The 17,992-nt window shown below is 65.8% G+C and carries 15 protein-coding genes; 7 read left to right on the top strand and 8 right to left on the bottom strand.

All coding sequences use genetic code 11. The features are described 5' to 3' along the window. The first annotated feature begins 14 nt into the window (after nucleotides 1–14). From KHP16_RS00850 to KHP16_RS00835, 4 genes are all read left to right on the top strand, one after another. Nucleotides 15–332 (top strand): DUF493 family protein, encoded by a 318-nt coding sequence (locus KHP16_RS00850; RefSeq protein ID WP_109582257.1) that lies wholly within the window; start codon nucleotides 15–17, stop codon nucleotides 330–332. Continuing rightward, on the top strand, nucleotides 333–1,526 hold the full coding sequence (locus KHP16_RS00845; RefSeq protein ID WP_179592699.1) for a class I SAM-dependent rRNA methyltransferase: 1,194 nt from the start codon (nucleotides 333–335) through the stop codon (nucleotides 1,524–1,526). 202 nt (nucleotides 1,527–1,728) lie between these two features. Further along, on the top strand, nucleotides 1,729–2,715 hold the full coding sequence (locus KHP16_RS00840) for an NAD(P)H-dependent flavin oxidoreductase (RefSeq protein WP_109582259.1): 987 nt from the start codon (nucleotides 1,729–1,731) through the stop codon (nucleotides 2,713–2,715). Next, the gene (locus KHP16_RS00835; RefSeq protein WP_109582260.1) at nucleotides 2,672–3,181 is read left to right on the top strand and encodes a YbaN family protein; all 510 of its coding nucleotides are present in this window, start codon (nucleotides 2,672–2,674) and stop codon (nucleotides 3,179–3,181) included. Before KHP16_RS00840 ends, KHP16_RS00835 begins: the two co-directional genes overlap by 44 nt. A gap of 11 nt (nucleotides 3,182–3,192) precedes the next feature. Here KHP16_RS00835 and KHP16_RS00830 read toward each other — a convergent pair whose 3' ends face one another. The 7 genes from KHP16_RS00830 to KHP16_RS00800 form a co-directional block, all read right to left on the bottom strand. Continuing rightward, nucleotides 3,193–4,446: a phenylacetate--CoA ligase family protein gene (locus tag KHP16_RS00830; RefSeq protein WP_211959435.1), complete on the bottom strand. Its 1,254-nt coding sequence runs from the start codon at nucleotides 4,444–4,446 to the stop codon at nucleotides 3,193–3,195. An 11-nt stretch (nucleotides 4,447–4,457) separates the two neighbouring features. Next, the gene (locus KHP16_RS00825; protein ID WP_109582262.1) at nucleotides 4,458–5,267 is read right to left on the bottom strand and encodes an ABC transporter ATP-binding protein; all 810 of its coding nucleotides are present in this window, start codon (nucleotides 5,265–5,267) and stop codon (nucleotides 4,458–4,460) included. Nucleotides 5,268–5,280: 13 nt separating this feature from the next. Then, nucleotides 5,281–6,618 carry an ABC transporter substrate-binding protein gene (locus KHP16_RS00820; protein WP_109582263.1) on the bottom strand — a complete coding sequence of 446 codons (1,338 nt, stop codon included), beginning with the start codon at nucleotides 6,616–6,618 and terminating at the stop codon, nucleotides 5,281–5,283. A 34-nt stretch (nucleotides 6,619–6,652) separates the two neighbouring features. Continuing rightward, on the bottom strand, nucleotides 6,653–7,729 hold the full coding sequence (locus tag KHP16_RS00815; protein WP_109582264.1) for a branched-chain amino acid ABC transporter permease: 1,077 nt from the start codon (nucleotides 7,727–7,729) through the stop codon (nucleotides 6,653–6,655). A 20-nt stretch (nucleotides 7,730–7,749) separates the two neighbouring features. Continuing rightward, on the bottom strand, nucleotides 7,750–8,664 hold the full coding sequence (locus KHP16_RS00810) for a branched-chain amino acid ABC transporter permease (RefSeq protein ID WP_109582265.1): 915 nt from the start codon (nucleotides 8,662–8,664) through the stop codon (nucleotides 7,750–7,752). A gap of 18 nt (nucleotides 8,665–8,682) precedes the next feature. Continuing rightward, a complete protein-coding gene (locus KHP16_RS00805) occupies nucleotides 8,683–9,474 on the bottom strand; it encodes an ABC transporter ATP-binding protein (protein WP_109582266.1) in 792 nt (263 codons plus the stop codon). A gap of 177 nt (nucleotides 9,475–9,651) precedes the next feature. Next, complete coding sequence (locus KHP16_RS00800; protein WP_121492043.1) at nucleotides 9,652–11,631, bottom strand: AMP-dependent synthetase/ligase; 1,980 nt, start codon at nucleotides 11,629–11,631, stop codon at nucleotides 9,652–9,654. A gap of 238 nt (nucleotides 11,632–11,869) precedes the next feature. Here KHP16_RS00800 and KHP16_RS00795 point away from each other — a divergent pair, with 238 nt between their 5' ends. Further along, the gene (locus KHP16_RS00795) at nucleotides 11,870–12,550 is read left to right on the top strand and encodes a Crp/Fnr family transcriptional regulator (protein WP_109582268.1); all 681 of its coding nucleotides are present in this window, start codon (nucleotides 11,870–11,872) and stop codon (nucleotides 12,548–12,550) included. A 35-nt stretch (nucleotides 12,551–12,585) separates the two neighbouring features. On the opposite strand, the gene KHP16_RS00790 is transcribed toward KHP16_RS00795, so the two are convergent. Next, entirely contained in the window at nucleotides 12,586–13,989 is a 1,404-nt protein-coding gene (locus tag KHP16_RS00790; RefSeq protein ID WP_109582269.1) for an aminotransferase-like domain-containing protein, read from the bottom strand. A gap of 163 nt (nucleotides 13,990–14,152) precedes the next feature. On the opposite strand from KHP16_RS00790, the gene KHP16_RS00785 reads away from it, so the two are divergent. Together KHP16_RS00785 and icmF are read left to right on the top strand one after the other, a co-directional pair. Further along, complete coding sequence (locus tag KHP16_RS00785; protein WP_179592695.1) at nucleotides 14,153–14,482, top strand: DUF2917 domain-containing protein; 330 nt, start codon at nucleotides 14,153–14,155, stop codon at nucleotides 14,480–14,482. A gap of 160 nt (nucleotides 14,483–14,642) precedes the next feature. Then, nucleotides 14,643–17,936, top strand: coding sequence for a fused isobutyryl-CoA mutase/GTPase IcmF (gene icmF / locus KHP16_RS00780; RefSeq protein ID WP_211959434.1), 3,294 nt, complete (start codon nucleotides 14,643–14,645; stop codon nucleotides 17,934–17,936). Nucleotides 17,937–17,992: the final 56 nt, after the last annotated feature.

Below are 17,992 nucleotides of genomic sequence, written 5' to 3'. Positions count from 1 at the left end.
TGAGGACAGACGACATGAGCAACGATCCGAAAGACACGAACGATGCGACCGACGCGACCGAAGGCGTAACGCCGCGCGAGTCGCTGATCGAATACCCGAGCGATTTCCCCATCAAGGTGATGGGCGCGATGCAGGACGGCTTCGCCGAAACCATCGTGGGCGTCGTGCAGGGGTTCGATCCCGAGTTTCATGCGGGCAAGATGGAAATGCGCCCGTCGCGCAACGGCAACTATCTGGGGCTGACGGTGACCGTGCGGGCGACGAGCCGCGAACAGCTCGACAACCTGTATCGCGCGCTGAGCTCACACCCGATGGTCAAGGTGGTGATGTAAGTGAATGTGATCACCCTCAAGCCGGGCAAGGAGAAGTCCCTGCTCCGGCGCCACCCGTGGGTCTATGCCACGGGCATCGCCACGACGAGCGGCCGCTGCGAACCGGGCGCCACGGTGACCATCCGTGCCGCGGACGGCCGCTTTCTCGCGCGCGGGGCCTATAGCCCCGAATCGCAGATTCGCGCGCGCGTGTGGACCTTCGACGAGGACGAACCCGTCGATCACGCGCTGATCAAGCGCCGTGTGTCGGCGGCGATCGCGCATCGCGGGCAATGGGTGCGCGACACCGACGCCGTGCGCCTCGTGTTCGGCGAATCGGACCGGATCCCTGGCCTCATCGTCGACTACTACGGCAATGGCGAACGCGGCCAGCTCGTGTGCCAGTTCAACTCGGCCGGCGTGGAGCAGTGGAAGACCGCGATCGTGCAGGCCCTGGTGAAGGAGACGGGCTGCCCGAACGTGTACGAGCGCTCCGACGCGGCCGTGCGCGAACGCGAGGGCCTGCCCCTCGTGACCGGCGTGCTCGCGGGCGCCGAGCCCGATCCCGCACTATCGGTGACCGAGCATGGCGTGCGGTATTACGTAGACGTGCGCAACGGTCACAAGACGGGTTTCTACGTGGACCAACGCGACAACCGCAAGCTGGTCGGAGATCTCGCGCAGGGACGCGAGGTGTTGAACTGCTTCTGCTACACGGGCGGATTCTCGCTGGCCGCGCTGCGTGGCGGCGCGACGGCGGTGACGTCGATCGACTCGTCCGGCGAGGCGCTCAAGATCGCGGCGAACAACGTAACGCTGAACGGCTTCGACGCGGAACGCGCGACGTGGCTGGACGCGGATGTGTTCAAGACGCTGCGCAATTTCCGCGCGGAGGGCCGCCAGTTCGACCTGATCGTGCTCGATCCGCCGAAGTTCGCGCCATCGGCGCAGCATATCGACCGCGCGGCGCGCGCGTACAAGGAAATCAACCTCGTCGGCATGCAGCTGCTGCGGCCTGGCGGCCTGCTGTTCACGTACTCGTGCTCGGGCGCGATCAGCATGGAACTGTTCCAGAAGATCGTGGCGGGCGCCGTGACCGACGCGCGCGCCGATGCGCGCATCCTGCGCCGGCTGTCGGCCGGCACGGATCATCCGATGTCCGCGGCATTCCCGGAAGGCGAATATCTCAAGGGCCTGCTGCTGGAAAAGATCTGAAGCCGATTGTCTTGGGACGGTAACAATGGCCACCTATGATTCGTTTCGCGGTGGACGCATTGGCAGGTGCCCCACCGCCTCTTCTTATCAGTCTTCGTGGTAATTGCCCCGCAGGTTAGAACCCTGCGGGGTATTTTTTTGCCCGCGAAACTCCCTATAATCGACCGGTCATCGAACGATCGTTCGTAAAAAAGGAGACCTCATGCCCGCCGCCAAGCACCTGCCGCCGGTCCTGCAAAACCTGACGTTGCCCGTCATCGCCTCCCCGATGTTCATCGTGAGCTATCCCGAACTCGTGCTTGCGCAATGCAAGGCGGGCATCGTGGGCGCGTTCCCGGCGCTGAATGCGCGCCCCGCGGAACTGCTCGACGAGTGGCTGACGACGATGCAGGAAGCGCTGGCCGCGCACGTGGCGGCAAATCCGGGGGCGCGCGTGGGGCCGATCGCCGTGAACCAGATCGTGCACGCGTCCAATGCGCGGCTCGAGCATGACGTGAAGGTGTGCGTCGAACACAAGGTGCCGATCTTCATCACGTCGCTGCGCGCGCCGGTCAAGGAGATGATCGATGCCGTGCACAGCTACGGCGGTATCGTGCTGCACGACGTGATCAACCTGCGCCACGCGGAGAAGGCCATCGAAGCCGGGGTGGATGGGCTGATCCTCGTCGCGGCGGGCGCGGGCGGCCACGCGGGCATGCTCTCGCCGTTCGCGCTCGTGGGCGAAGTGCGGCGGATTTTCGACGGCCCGATCGCGCTGTCGGGCTCGATCGCCACGGGCGACGCGGTGCTGGCCGCGCAGGCCATGGGCGCGGATTTCGCTTACGTGGGCACGCGTTTCATCGCGTCGCAGGAGGCGCACGCGAGCCCGGAATACAAGCACGCGATCACGCATTCGGCGGCGGCGGATATCATCTACACCAACCTGTTCACCGGCGTGCACGGCAACTACATCCGCGAGAGCATCTTGAACTCGGGGCTGGACCCCGAGAACCTGCCCGTCGCGGACAAGACCAAGATGGACTTTTCGAGCGGGTCTTCCAAGGCCAAGGCGTGGAAAGACATCTGGGGAGCAGGCCAGGGCGTGGGCCAGATCCACGATGTGCCAACCGCGGGCGAGATCGTCGCGCGCATGAAGACCGAATACGATGCCGCAAGAGCCCGGCTCGCCATCCCGCAAGCCAACGCCTGACGTTTCGCGGGACATTCCCCTCGACGACGCGCAGGGTGGTCCGCGCCTCGTACGCGCCGTGCGCGCGCTCTGGGTCGCGCTGGGCGTTATCAGCCTCGTGCTCGGCGTTATCGGCATCTTCCTGCCGCTGCTGCCGACCACGCCCTTCGTCCTGCTGGCCGCAGCATGCTTCGCGCGCGGCTCCCGGCGCTTCCATTCGTGGCTCGTCACGCATCCCCGTTTCGGGCCAACCATCCTCGACTGGCAGACGCATCGCGCCATTCCCTGGCGCGCCAAGGTATTCGCGCTCTCCACCATGTGGGTGTCGATGGGCACCACGGCGTGGTTTTTGCGAGCGCGACCCTATGCGTCCCTGACGCTGATCGGCATTGCGCTGGCGGTCAGTGTCTGGATGCTGCGGTTGCCCACGCGGGCGCCGTCCGGCCTTTCCACGCGCCAATCCGAAGGCCGATCCTCCCAGTCCTAGCAGGACCGGCTTCAATCGTAGCGCCGCGCGTCCTCGATGGTCCTGCCGTCCTGCGGCAGCGAACCGGCCGGCACGAAAGCCACCTCTCCGCGCAGCCGCATGACCTCCCGGATCGACGTGCCGATCGCCGTCGCCAGCGCGGCGTCCTCGCGCGTGGCATCGCAGTGCAGCGTCATCACGTCCGCGCCGACCGTGCCCGTGACGACGAGCCGTGCCGCGCGGATCTCGGGATGGCGCCGTACGACCTCCGCCACCTGCCCCGGATAGACGAACATGCCCTTGACCTTCGTGGTCTGGTCCGCGCGGCCTAGCCAGCCCTTGAGCCGGATATTGGTGCGTCCGCACGGACTCGCCCGTTGCGCGGAATCGGCCACGATCGCCGAGAGGTCGCCCGTCCCGAAGCGGATCAGCGGATAGTCGCCATTGCCAAGCACGGTCACTACTACCTCGCCGGTCTCGCCTTCGGGCATCGGCTTCGTGCCGCCGGGCTCGACGATCTCCACGAGCACGCCTTCATCGACGACCCAGCCGTCGCCGCCATCGGTCTCGTACGCAATGAGGCCCACATCGGCGGTGCCATACATCTGCCGCGCGGTAATGCCGTGGTCATGCAGCCACGCGCGCAGCGGCGGCGGGCACGCCTCGCCCGACACCAGTGCCTTGGTCAGGCTCGCGCAACGCAGGTCCATCTCCGCGCCGCGCTCGATCAGCAGCTTCAGGAACGACGGCGTTCCCGCGTAGGCGGACGGCTGCAGGCTGGCCAGGGCTTCCACCTGAGACTCGGTCTGCCCGACGCCCGCCGGAAACACGCAGCATCCCAGCTGATGCGCGCCCGTTTCCATCATCATGCCGGCGGGCGTGAAGTGATACGAAAACGTGTTGTAGACGAGCTCGCCTGAGCGGAAGCCCGCGGCGAACATCGCGCGCGCCACGCGCCACCAGTCGCCCGCATGGCCATCGGGTTCGTGGATGGGCCCCGGCGAGCGGAACAGGTGGCGAAGGCCGCCGATGGGCGTCGCGTTGAGCCCGCCCAGCGGCGGGGCAAGGCGCTGCCGCGCGGTGAGGTCGGACTTACGCGTGACGGGCAACCGCGCGAGCGCCTCGCGTGTGCCAACGGCGCGCGCATCGACATGGCCGAGCAGTTCGGCAAAGTACGGCGCGTGCGACTGCGCATGCGCGACCTGCCGCGATAGCGCCGCCATCTGCGCGTGCTCGCGGACCTCGGGCTCGCGCGTCTCCAGGGTGTCGAAATGGGCCTGCTCCATGGATCGATCCTTCATGCCAGCCAGCGCTTGCGCCGGCGATAGCTCTTGACGTCGCGGAACGATTTGCGCGCCGCGCCTTCCGCATCGTTGGCCGCCACACCGAGGTAGAACTCCTTGACGTCCTCGTTGGTGCGCAGCGACTCGGCGTCGCCGTCCATCACGACACGGCCGTTCTCGAGGATGTAGCCGTAGTCGGCGTAGCGCAGCGCGACCATCGTGTTCTGCTCGGCCAGAAGAAAGCTCACGCGTTCGCGCGCGTTGAGGTCGCGCACGATCTCGAAGATCTCCTCAACGATCTGCGGCGCGAGGCCCATCGACGGTTCGTCGAGCAGGATCATCGCGGGCTTGGCCATCATCGCCCGGCCAATCGCGCACATCTGCTGCTCGCCACCCGACGTGTAGCCGGCCTGCGACTTGCGCCGCGTCTTCAGGCGCGGAAAGTACCCGTAGATCTTCTCGAGCTCGTCGCGCGTGGCGGCGCGCGACAGCCCCCGCGTGTAGGCGCCCGTCAGCAGGTTCTCCTCGATCGTCAGGTGTGCAAAGCAGTGGCGGCCCTCCATGACCTGGATGACGCCGCGGCGCACGAGGTCGTTCGGCGTGAGCCGGTCGACGCGATTGCCCTGGTACGTGATCGATCCCTTGGTCACGTCGCCCCGCTCGGCGTGCAGCAGATTCGAGATCGCCTTGAGCGTGGTGGTCTTGCCGGCGCCGTTGGCGCCGAGCAATGCCACGATGCGGCCCTCGGGCACCTCGAGGGAGACGCCCTTGAGCACAAGGATCACGTGGTCGTAGATGACCTCGATGTTGTTGACGGTCAGCATGATGGAGCCCGTGTCAGGACTTCACGCAACCCGGCGTGATGCCCTTTTCCTTGGCGTACTGCGCCGCGGTGGCCTTGAACAGCGGGTGGATCAGCGCCTTGTTGCCCTCGATCCAGTCCGACACGACGACCCACTTGCTGCCGTCCCACTGCTGGATCTTCACCTTGCCCGACCCCTCGTGGTTCTCGCATGACGTCTTGATCTCGGGCAGCAGGCCCGTCGCGCCGAGCTGCTGCAGCCGCGCATTGGTCACGTTGAGATTCTCGAACGCCCACCGCATCTGGTCGCCGTTCATGACCTTGCCCTTGCCGAACTTGTCCTGCGCCACGCGGATGGCTTCCACGGTGACGACGGCCGCCGACACGCCGCGGTTGTAGAGCACCGAGCCGACCTTGTTGCGGTCCTGCATGTTGCCCTTGCTGGCGCCGTAGACCACCTTGTCGATGTCCGAGATCAGCGGCACGTTACGGCCCGCCACGTTCCACGTCGCGCTCATGTAGCCCTTGGCCGCATCGCCCGCGGGGACGGTGTCCTCTTCGGAGCCAGCCCACCATGAACCGATCATCTTGTCGCGCGAGAAGCCGACCTTCTGCGCGGCCTTGAGCGCCGTCTGGTTCATCACGCCCCAGCCCCAGAAGATCACGTAGTCCGGATTCTCCTGGCGGATGCGCAGCCATTGCGCGCCCTGCTCGTTGCCGGGGTGCGCGACGGGAATCTCGACGAGGTTGAACTTGTTAAGCTTCGATTCCGCCTGCAGCGCAACGATCGGCTCCTTGCCATACGCCGAGTCGTGATAGAGGTAGACGATTTTCTTGCCCGCGAGCGAACCGCCGCTCTTCGATTGCAGGTACTTCACGATCGCCGACACCTGCATCTGATACGTGGTGACGAGCGGGAACGCATACGGGAACACGGTGCCATCCACGGCGTCCGTGCGGCCATAGCCCATCATGACGAGCGGCACCTTGTCGGCGGCGGTCTTGTCGACGAGCGCGTACGAGATGCCCGTCGACATCGAGTGATAGGCCGTTCCCTTCGTCGTCGCGTTCTTCGCCTTCAGGCGCTCGTAGCACTCGACGCCCTTGGCGTTGTTGTACTCGGTCTCGCACTCTTCCCACGACAGCTTGACGCCGTTGACGCCGCCGTCCTTGAGGTTGACGTAGTTGAGGTAGTCGATGAAGCCGCCGTAGAACGACTGGCCGTTGGCGCCGTACGGACCGACGCGATAGCTGGGCAGCGCGACGAACTGCTCGGTGGCCTGCGCGAACGCGGCGCCGGCCGGCGCGAGCAGCGCCATGGCGGTGCCTGCCGCGAGCGCGGCACGCCACAAGTTGCGGATCTCGAATGCCATGACTGTCTCCTGTTCTGATGTTTGTTTTTCTGACTCAATGCGGGAAAGGCCACAAGCGCAGCTTCTCCTTCCCGATCTGCCACAGCCGCGCCAGCCCATGCGGTTCGACGATCAGGAAGAAAATGATGAGCCCACCGAACACCATCAGCTGGATATGCGAGACGGTGGCGTTCGTGAACGGCAGGTTGAGCGTGGAAGCGATGGCCGGCAGCGTGTTGTCCAGGAAGATCGGCAGCAGCAGGATGAACGCCGCGCCGAGGAACGACCCGAGAATGCTGCCCACGCCGCCGATGATGATCATGAACAGCACGCGGAAAGACAGGTCGAGCGAGAAACCGTCTGGCTCGACCGAGCCGAGGTAGCAGAACGCGTAAAGCGCGCCGGCCACGCCGCAGTAGAACGAACTCACGGCAAACGCAAGCAGCTTCGTCCGCATCAGGGGAATGCCGATGACCTCCGCAGCCACGTCCATATCGCGAACCGCCATCCATGCGCGTCCCGTGGCCGACCGCACAAGATTCTTGGCGAGCAGCGCCAGCACGGTGACCACGCCGAGCACGAACAGGTACTTGCGCACGGGTGTGTCGAGCGGCAGGCCGAACAGGTCCAGCCGCTGTGCGGTGATCACACCCGACGAGCTGTTGTTGGAGAACCAGGGAAACTTGGTCAGTGCCCACACCACGAAAAACTGCGCGGCGAGCGTGGCGACGGCGAGGTAGAAGCCTTTGATGCGCAGCGAAGGCAGGCCGAATGCCACGCCCACCAGCGCCGCCGACAGGCCCGCCAGCACGAACGTGAGCAGCACGGGCAGGCCTTCGATGCGCAGCTGGAAGTTGTAGGCGGCGTACGCGCCCACGGCCATGAACGCCGCCGTCCCGAGCGACAATTGCCCCGCATAGCCCGTGAGGATGTTGAGGCCGAGCGCGGCCAGCGAGAAGATCAGGAATGGGATCAGGATCGCGCTGAACCAGTATTCGCTGCCGAGGAACGGCACGGCGATGAAGGCCACCGCCATCAGCACGGCGAAGCCGATGCGGTCCTGGCGGATGGGGAAGATCTGGCTGTCCGCGACGTACGATGTCTTGAACTGGCCGGCTTCACGATAGAGCATGTTGACTCCCTGGTAGGCCGTCAGACGCGGTCGATGTGTTTCTCCCCGAACAGGCCCTCCGGCCTGACGAGAAGGAACAGCAGCGCAAACACATAGGGAAACCATCCCTCGATGCCGCCGAAGTTGCCGCCGAACATCGACTGGAACACCGGTGGAATATAGATCTCGGCAAGCTTCTCGGACGCGCCGATGATCAGCCCGCCCACGATCGCGCCGGGCACCGACGTAAAGCCGCCGAGGATCAGCACCGGCAGCGCCTTGAGCGCGGTGAGGGTCAGTGCGAACTGCACGCCATTGCGCGAGCCCCAGAGCATCCCTGCTACCAACGCAACGAAGCCCGCCACGCCCCACACGATCGCCCAGATATGCTGCAGCGGAATGCCCAGTGACAGCGCCGCCTGATGGTCGTCGGCCACCGCCCGCAATGCGCGGCCGACCTTCGTGTACTGGAAGAACAGCGCGAGCGTGGCGACGAGCACGGCGGCGATGCCGGCGGCAGCAAGGTCGAACTTCGAGATCACGATGTTGAAGTGCGTGAGGATCGATTCGATCGGCTCATCGACGATGCCCAGCTGGATCGGCCGCACTTCGTTGCCGAACAGCAGCGGCCCCAGGCCTTCGAGGAAGAACGAAAGCCCGATCGTCGCCATGAACAGCGTGATCGGCGGCTGGTTGACGAGCTTGCGCAGCACGAGCCGTTCGGTGCCGATGCCGACGATCACCATCACGAAGAACGCGCCGATGACGGCCGCCCACATCGGCATGCCCTTGTCCATCAGGCCCACCACCGCAAGCGCGGCGAAGTAGACCATCGCACCCTGCGCGAAGTTGAAGACGCCGGACGCCTTGTAGATCAGCACGAAGCCGAGCGCGACGAGCGAATACATCAGGCCCGACAGCAAACCGCCCAGCAGGATTTCGAAGAAGAAGGTCATGTCGTCAGCCTGCTGGCGTTAGTGCGAAGCGCCTAGATACGCGCGAATCACGTCGGGGTTGGCCTTGACCTCTTCCGGCGTGCCATCGCCGATCTTCTTGCCGTAGTCCAGCACGACGACGCGGTCCGAGATGTCCATCACCACGCCCATGTCGTGCTCGATCAGCACGATGGTCGTGCCGAACTGCTGGTTGACGTCGAGAATGAAGCGGCACATGTCCTGCTTTTCCTCGACGTTCATGCCGGCCATCGGTTCGTCGAGCAGCAGCATCGATGGCTCCGCGGCGAGCGCGCGCGCCAGCTCCACGCGCTTCTGCAAACCGTAGGGCAGCCGACCCACCGGTGTCTTGCGGATGGCCTGAATTTCCAGAAAATCGATCACCTCCTCGACCTTCCGGCGATGGCGCATCTCCTCCGCGCGAGCGGGTCCCCACCACAGCGCATGCGCGAAGATGCCGGAGCGGAACAGCGTGTTGCGTCCCGTCATGATGTTGTCCAGCACCGTCATGCCCTTGAACAGCGCGATGTTCTGGAACGTGCGCGCGATGCCCTGCCGCGCGGCCGCGGTGGGATGCATCTGCCGCCGCTCTTCGCCGCGAAATACGATGCGTCCCTGCTGCGGGTGATACACGCCGTTGATCACGTTGAGCATCGAACTCTTGCCCGCGCCGTTGGGCCCGATGATCGCGCGGATCTCGTGCTCGCAGACGTCGAACGAGATATCGGTGAGCGCCTTCACGCCGCCGAACGACAACGAGATGTGCTGGAGGTCGAGAATCACGTCGCCGCGCGTGTGCGCGCGCGCCGGCATGCGGGGGTCCAGCGCTTCGCCGGGCCGCACTTCCGCACAAGGCGTGTGAGGTGTGTGGGGGCCGCCCGCACCCTGCGCGGGCGAGGCGATCGGGCCGGTCGTAGTGTGCGCGCCCGCCGTCGGGGGGCCGTCCGCGCGGGTCCGTGCCATCTGTGTCATGCCGTCGCTCCGGTCGGGTTAGGCTGCGCGCGTGGCGACGCCGGGCGGAAGCCGTTTGGCCTCCACCAGTTTCAGCGTCGCCGACACGCTGCCCTCGCGTCCGTCCTCGAACTTGACGCGCGTCTCGATGAACTGCTCCGGCACGCCCGCATAGAGCGCATCGACGAGCACCGCATACTTCTCCGCGATGAACCCGCGGCGCACCTTGCGCGTGCGCGTGAGCTCATCGTCGTCAGGGTCCAGTTCCTTGTGCAGGATCAGGAAGCGCGCGATCTGCGAGCCCGCCAGCATCGGATCGGCGGCAAGGTCCGCATTCACCTGCGCGACGCATTCCGCGATCATGGCGATCACATCCGGCTGTCCCGCGAGATCGACGTAGCCTGCATACGGCAGATGGCGCCGTTCGGCCCAGTTCCCGACCGCGTCGAAGTCGATATTGATGAAGGCGCAGACGTGTTCGCGTCCGGCGCCGAAGGCCACCGCCTCCTTGATGTACGGAAAGAACTTGAGCTTGTTCTCGATGTACTTCGGCGCGAACATCGAGCCGTCGGCGAGCTTGCCGACGTCCTTCGCGCGGTCGATGATCTTCAGGTGGCCGTCGGCGTCGATCACGCCGGCGTCGCCGGTCATGAAATAGCCTTCGTCGTTGATCGCCTCCCGCGTGGCGTCGGCGCGCTTGTAATACTCCTTGAGCAGGCCCACGCCGCGCACGAGCACCTCGCCGTTCTCGGCGATGCGGATCTCCATGCCGGGCGCCGCCGGTCCCACGGAATCGAACTTCACCTGTCCGTCGGGCTGCAGGCACACGTAGGCGCAGGTCTCGGTCTGCCCATAGAACTGCTTGAGGTTCACGCCGATCGAGCGGTAGAAGCGGAACAGGTCGGGACCGATCGCCTCGCCGGCGGTGTAGGCGACGCGGATGCGGCTCATGCCCAGCACGTTGCGTAGCGGACCGTAGATCAGCACCGCGCCCACCGCATAACGCAGCCGATCGGCCAGCGCGACGGCACGGCCGTCCAGCAGGTCGGCGCCGCAGCGGCGCGCGACGGCCATCGCCCAGTGGAACAGCTTGCGCTTGATCCACCCCGCATCTTCCATGCGGATCATCACCTGCGTGAGCAGACCTTCGTAGATGCGCGGCGGCGCGAAGTAGTACGTCGGGCCGATCTCGCGCAGATCGGTCATCACCGTCTCGCGCGACTCCGGGCAGTTGACCGTGAAGCCCGCCACCATGGCCTGCGCGTACGAGAACAGGTTGTCGCCGACCCATGCCATCGGCAGGTATGACAGCACGTCGTCGCCGGGACCGAGTCCGTCGAACCCGCAGCCGTTTTGCGCGGCGCCGATCAGCCCTTCATGCGCGTGGCACACGCCCTTCGGCTTGCCCGTGGTACCGGACGTATAGAGGATGATCGCGGTATCGCCGGGCTGGCCCGCGGCCACCGCTTCGTCGAACAAGCCGGGATGCGTGGCATCGTATTCCCGCCCGATTTCCTGCAGGCGTTCGTACGACAGCAGCGACGGATGATCGTAGTCGCGCAGGCCGCGCGTGTCTTCGTAGATCAGATGCCGCACGGCGCGGCCGCGGGCGGCGAGCTGCGCCTCGACTTCCAGCAGCTTGTCGACCTGCTCCTGGTCCTCGACGACAGCGAAGTCGATCTCCGCGTCGTCGAGCACATAGACCATCTCGTTGGCGATCGCGTCCTGATAAAGCGGCACGGGCACGCCGCCGAGCGCCTGCGCGGCGGTCATGGCCCAGTAGAGACGCGGCCGGTTGTCGCCGATCACCGCGAGGTTCATGCCCCGCTTGAAGCCCAGCGCGGCGAGACCGCACGCAACTTCGCGCACCTCCCGCGCCACCTGGGCCCAGTCGTGGGTCTGCCAGATGCCGAGGTCCTTCTCGCGATAGGCCGGATGCGACGGGCGTTGCCGCGCGTGCTCCAGCAGTAATCGCGGGAAGGTCGCCGCCGACGGCGTCGCTGCAAACGACTGCTGCATCGCTTCACCTCCTGTGCCGCCTGTGGGGGCACGCCCGGGTATCAAGCCATTGGCGCGGTGGCTATACTGGGCGATGCCGTGCGCTCTGCCGCACCGCATCAATTGCCCGCCGTGCCTTGTCCTGTCTGGCACGCGCCCCGCTGTCCCTGTGATGTATCGGTACGATAGCCCATGGAATTTGGCGGGGTTGTCGCGCCGGTGACAATCTCGGGTTAATCCCTACGGGAGAGCCGCGCCGATGCAGAATGTCAGCACCAACGATTTGATCGACCGCTGCGTATGGGCCCGCGATCTGAGCGCGGCACAGCGCGAACATGTCCGCGCCGTGACAGTGGTGCGCGAGTACGAACAGGGCGACTACGTCGTGCACAAGGGCGATATGGCCGAACACTGGCTCGGCGTGGTCGAGGGCATCGTCAAGATCACGACCGTTTCGCCATCGGGCAAGTCGGTGACCTTCACGGGCGTGCCCACCGGCGGCTGGTTCGGCGAAGGCGCCGTGCTCAAGTCGGAAGTACGGAAGTACGACGTGATGGCCCTGCGCCGCTCGCGCATCGCCTTCATTCCGCGCGAGACGTTCCAATGGCTGCTTGAAACGAGCCTGCCGTTCACGCGCTTCCTGCTGACGCAGTTCAACGAGCGGCTTGGGCAGTTCATCGCCGCCGTGGAATACGAACGGCTGCTAGACATCGACTCGCGCGTCGCGCGCGCGGTGTCGTCCCTGTTCAACGAGCAGCTCTATCCGGGCCTCGGCAACACGATCGAGATCTCGCAGGAGGAGATCGGCCTGCTCGCGGGCATCTCGCGGCAGCGCGCGAACCAGGCGCTCAAGGTACTCGAGCAGCAGGGGCTCGTGCGGGTGGACTATGGCGTGATCGAGGTACTGGATCTGGAAGGGCTACGGCAGTACGGCGAGTAGACGCACCCTCGGCGCGCTCAAGGCGCTCGAGGCGCTCAGCGCTTGCCGCCCGCCTCGCGCAGGAACGCCAGCGCGCGCGGTTCGCTCACGTACGCCGAATTCACGCGCACCCATGGCGTCGTTTCGCCACCGGGCCGGAAGAAATTGCCCGGCGCGATCTTCACCTCATGCCGCTCGCCGATCGCCAGCAGTTCGCGCGAGTCCTCGATGCCCCGCGGGCGCGTCCACAGGAAGTTGCCGCCCGCCGGTTCGCAGAATACTTCCCAGCCGCAGTCGGCAAGTGTGTCCACCGCATGCGCGGTGACCTCGCGCGTGCGCAGCCGCAGGCGGTCCACGTACTTGCGATACGAGCCGCGCTCCAGCAGGCAGGCCGTGACGGCTTCCGCGAAATAGGACCCCGCCACGCTTGTGAGCACCTTCACATCGGCGAGCGCCTTGATCAGCGGCTTGCTCGCGACGACGTATCCCACGCGTAGCGCGGCGGAGATGGTCTTCGAGAATCCGCCGATATAGATCACGTGCTCGAGCTGGTCGAGCGTGGCGAGCCGATCGGTGAACTGCGTCTGGAAGTCCGAGAAGATGTCGTCCTCGACGAAGCGGAAGTCGTGCCTGCGCGCGAGCTCGAGCAGCCGGAACGCGACGCGCGGCGCGAGCGTCGAGCCGGTCGGGTTCTGCAGGATGCTGTTGGTGAAGAACAGCTTGGGCTTGTGCTCGCGGAGCAGCGCCTCCGCCGCGTCGGGATCGGGACCGTCCGGCGTCTGCGGCACGCCGACCAGCTTGACGCCATGAAGCCGGAGCAGGCCGAACAGGTTGTAGTAGCCAGGATCTTCGACGAACACGGTGTCGCCGGGCTTCAGCAGATGACGCACCACGAGGTCCATCGCCTGGCTCGCGCCATTCGTGATCAGCACCTGCGAAATCTCGGCCTCGACGCCCACCTGCCGCACGCGGTTCAGCACGTGCTGGCGCAGTTCGGGCAGGCCCAGCGGCGTTGCGTAATGGATGAGGCTGTCGACATCGTGCCGCGAGACGTGGCGGATGGCCGCGGTCAGTCCGTCGATGTCGCGCCACGACTCGGGGACGAAGCCGCCCGCGAGCTTGAGCCTGCCGTAGGGGTGATGGAACTGCTCGATGATGTGGTCCGACAGATCCTCGGCGAGGCTGGGATCGGACCAGCCGCGCATCGCGCGGCCGGAGAGCGGGCTGTCCGCGACATAGAAGCCGGAGCCCTGCCGCGAGTCCAGCAGCCCCTGCGACACAAGGCGATCGTAGGCTTCGATGACCGGAAAGCGGCTGATGCCGTGGTCGGCGGCAAGCTGGCGGATCGACGGCAGCTTGGCGCCGGGCCGCGCTTCGCGCGAGCCGATCCACGCGCGGACCGCGTTGACGATCTGTTCGGTCAGCGGCACGCCGGTCGTGGCGTCGAGCGTCAGCTTCATGAATCCCCTTGCTTTGTCGTCCAGCACATCAACTGTCAGAGAAAACTACTGAACAGTGCATCTAAAACTGTTCGGAACTGTACATGGGATTGTAGTGCAGGCCATGAATAATGGCAGCATGGCTCCGCTGTCGCGGCGCCTTGGCTGCAGAAGGAGATTGGCCATGCGAGAACTGAGGACATTCGAATTGAACGAACCGGGCGCGCTCGTGAACTGGCGCGCGGCGCACGATCAGCGCGTGCTGGCGCTGGAGGGCATGCTGTGGCTGACGGTGGAAGGCATGCCAGCGGATATCTGGCTCCGGCCGGGCGCCGAGCACATATTGCGCGAAGGCGAGATGGTCTGGCTGTCCGGCGAGGGCGGCCCTGCCCGCTTCGTCCTGTCGGAGCCCGCCGCGCGCTGGTCGACGTGGCGCGTGCTGCGGCTTGCGCGCCGCGCGGTGGCGCGCATGACGCGCACGGTCGCCTACGGCGCCTGCCCGCGCGTGTCGTGATCGGCGTTCGCCAGGCGGGCAGTCGAAAACTTGCGCGCCGTCCAAACGTTACGTTTACGTAAGCGTCAAGTAACGTCATATAATCCACCGAACCCGGCCAGAGCGACCCCAGATGTCGCCGGCCGGCGGTTGCCCAGTCACAGACCGAGCGGTGGAGACCATGACTGATCTTTCGGATGTCAGCAGGACGGCGGCCCAGCCCGCGTCCGCGCAGGATGCCAGCCGGACCCCGGCCAACAAGGTGCGCTTCGTCACGGCGGCTTCGCTGTTCGATGGCCACGACGCGTCGATCAACATCATGCGGCGCATCCTGCAATCGCATGGCTGCGAGGTGATCCACCTCGGCCACAACCGCTCGGTGCGGGAAGTGGTGAACGCCGCGCTGCAGGAAGACGCGCAGGGCATCGCGATCTCGAGCTATCAGGGCGGGCACGTCGAGTACTTCCAGTACATGATCGACCTCTTGCGCGAGCATGGCGGCGAACACATCCAGGTATTCGGCGGCGGCGGCGGCGTGATCGTGCCCGAAGAAATCCGCGCGCTCCAGGCGTACGGCGTCGCGCGCATCTACAGCCCCGAAGACGGACAGCGCCTCGGCCTCGCCGGCATGATCGCCGACATGGTCCAGCGCTGCGATATCGACCTCACGCGCTATGCGCCCACCACGCTCGACGGCGTTCAGGCGGGCGACCGCCGCGCGCTGTCGCAACTGATCACCGCGCTGGAAAACGGCAAGGCCGATCCGGCGCTGGTCAGCGCCATGCACACGCAGGCGAAGGCCGCGAAGGTCCCCGTGCTTGGCATTACGGGTACGGGTGGCGCCGGCAAATCGTCGCTGACCGACGAACTGATTCGCCGCTTCCGCCTCGACGAGCGGGACGCGCTGTCGATCGCCGTGATTTCGATCGACCCGTCGCGCCGTAAATCCGGCGGCGCGCTGCTCGGCGATCGCATTCGCATGAATGCCATCGACCATCCGAACATCTTCATGCGTTCGCTGGCCACGCGCGACGCGGGCTCCGAGATTTCTCAGGCGCTGCCCGACGTGGTGGCGGCGTGCCGCGTGGCGGGCTTCGACCTCGTGATCGTGGAGACGTCCGGCATCGGCCAGGGCGACGCGGCGATCGTGCCCCACGTGGATCTGTCACTCTATGTGATGACGCCCGAGTTCGGCGCCGCGAGCCAGCTCGAGAAGATCGACATGCTCGACTTCGCGGACTTCGTCGCGATCAACAAGTTCGACCGCAAGGGCGCGCAGGACGCGTGGCGCGATGTGGCCAAGCAGGTGCAGCGCAATCGTGAGCAGTGGCATGCGAAGCCCGACGAAATGCCCGTTTATGGCACGCAGGCGTCGCGCTTCAATGACGACGGCGTGACGATGCTCTATCAGGGCCTGCGCGAAGCGCTGGCCGCGCACGGGTTGCCGGCACCCTCGGCCGGCACGCTGCCGAAGCCGGCGGGACGCATCTCGACGGGTCAGAACGTGATTGTGCCGCCGGCACGCAACCGTTACCTTGCCGAGATTGCCGACAGCGTGCGGGGCTATCACCGGCGCGTGGCCGAGCAGTCGCGGCTGGCCCGCGAACGGCAGCAGCTGCGCGAGGCGCATCGCATGCTCACGGCCTCCGAAAGCGGGAACGGCGATGATCGCCTCGTTGCGCTTGCGGCGGAACGCGATGCCGCCATGGGCGCGGTCGAACGCAAGCTTCTCGCGATGTGGCCGCAGATGCGCGCGGCCTACAGTGGCGACGAGTACGTCGTGAAGATCCGGGACAAGGAGATTCGCACGGCCCTCGTCACAACGACACTGTCCGGCACCAAGATCCGCAAGGTCGTGCTGCCGCGCTTCGAGGACGACGGCGAGGTGCTGCGCTGGCTCATGCGCGAGAACGTGCCGGGCAGTTTTCCGTACACGGCGGGCGTCTTTGCGTTCAAGCGCGAGAACGAGGACCCGACGCGCATGTTTGCCGGCGAGGGCGACGCCTTCCGCACGAACCGCCGCTTCAAGCTGGTCTCGGAAGGCATGGACGCCAAGCGGCTGTCCACCGCGTTCGACTCCGTCACGCTGTATGGCGAGGACCCGCATCTGCGGCCGGACATCTACGGCAAGGTCGGCAATTCGGGCGTGTCCATCGCCACGCTCGACGACATGAAGGTGCTCTACGACGGCTTCGACCTCACGAGCCCGAGCACTTCGGTGTCGATGACGATCAACGGGCCCGCCCCGACGCTGCTGGCGATGTTCATGAACACGGCCATCGACCAGCAGCTCGAGCGCTTCCGCGCCGACAACGCGCGCGAGCCCACGGCCGACGAGGAAGCGAAGATCCGCGCCTGGGTGCTGCAGAACGTGCGCGGCACGGTGCAGGCGGACATCCTCAAGGAGGATCAGGGCCAGAACACCTGCATCTTTTCCACCGAGTTTTCGCTGAAGGTGATGGGCGACATCCAGGAGTACTTTGTCCACCATCAGGTGCGCAATTTCTATTCGGTGTCGATCTCCGGATATCACATCGCCGAGGCCGGCGCGAATCCGATCTCGCAGCTTGCCTTCACGCTGTCCAACGGCTTCACGTATGTCGAGGCGTACCTCGCGCGTGGCATGCATATCGACGACTTCGCGCCGAACCTGTCGTTCTTCTTCTCCAACGGCATGGACCCCGAGTACAGCGTACTGGGCCGCGTCGCGCGCCGCATCTGGGCCGTGACGATGCGGGACAAGTACGGCGCGAACGAGCGCAGCCAGAAGCTCAAGTACCACATCCAGACCTCGGGCCGATCGCTGCATGCGCAGGAGATCGACTTCAACGATATCCGCACCACGTTGCAGGCGTTGATCGCCATCTACGACAACTGCAATTCGCTGCACACCAACGCGTACGACGAGGCCATTACCACGCCAACGGGAGAATCCGTGCGCCGCGCGCTCGCGATTCAGCTCATCATCAATCGCGAGTGGGGCGTGGCCAAGTGCGAGAACCCGAATCAGGGCGCGTTCCTGATCGAGGAACTCACGGACCTCGTCGAGGAGGCGGTGCTGCGCGAGTTCGAGCGCATCGCCGAGCGCGGCGGCGTGCTCGGCGCGATGGAGACGGGCTATCAGCGCGGCAAGATCCAGGAGGAGTCGCTCTACTACGAGCAGCTCAAGCACGACGGCACGCTGCCAATCATCGGCGTCAACACGTTCCGCAATCCGGAATCGGACCCCGTGCCGCAGACCATCGAACTCGCGCGATCGAGCGAGGAAGAGAAGCAGAGCCAGCTGCGGCGGCTCGAGGCCTTCCAGCGCGACCACGCCGCCGACGCGCCCGCGATGCTTCAGCAGCTGCGTGAAGCCGTCATCGAGAACCGCAACGTGTTCGCCGTGCTGATGGACGCCGTGCGCGTGTGCTCGCTTGGCCAGATCACGCATGCGCTGTTCGAGGTGGGCGGACAATATCGCCGCAACATGTAAAAGGCGGGTTTCGGCAAGGGGAGCGCTGCGCTACACTCGAAGGCTGCGCCCCCTGC

Origin of the sequence: Cupriavidus plantarum, assembly GCF_905397285.1 — a bacterium.
In the GTDB taxonomy this organism is placed as follows: Bacteria; Pseudomonadota; Gammaproteobacteria; order Burkholderiales; family Burkholderiaceae; genus Cupriavidus; species Cupriavidus plantarum.
The sequence above is the reverse complement of the archived record's forward strand: the minus strand, read 5'-3'. Positions and strand labels throughout refer to the sequence as shown.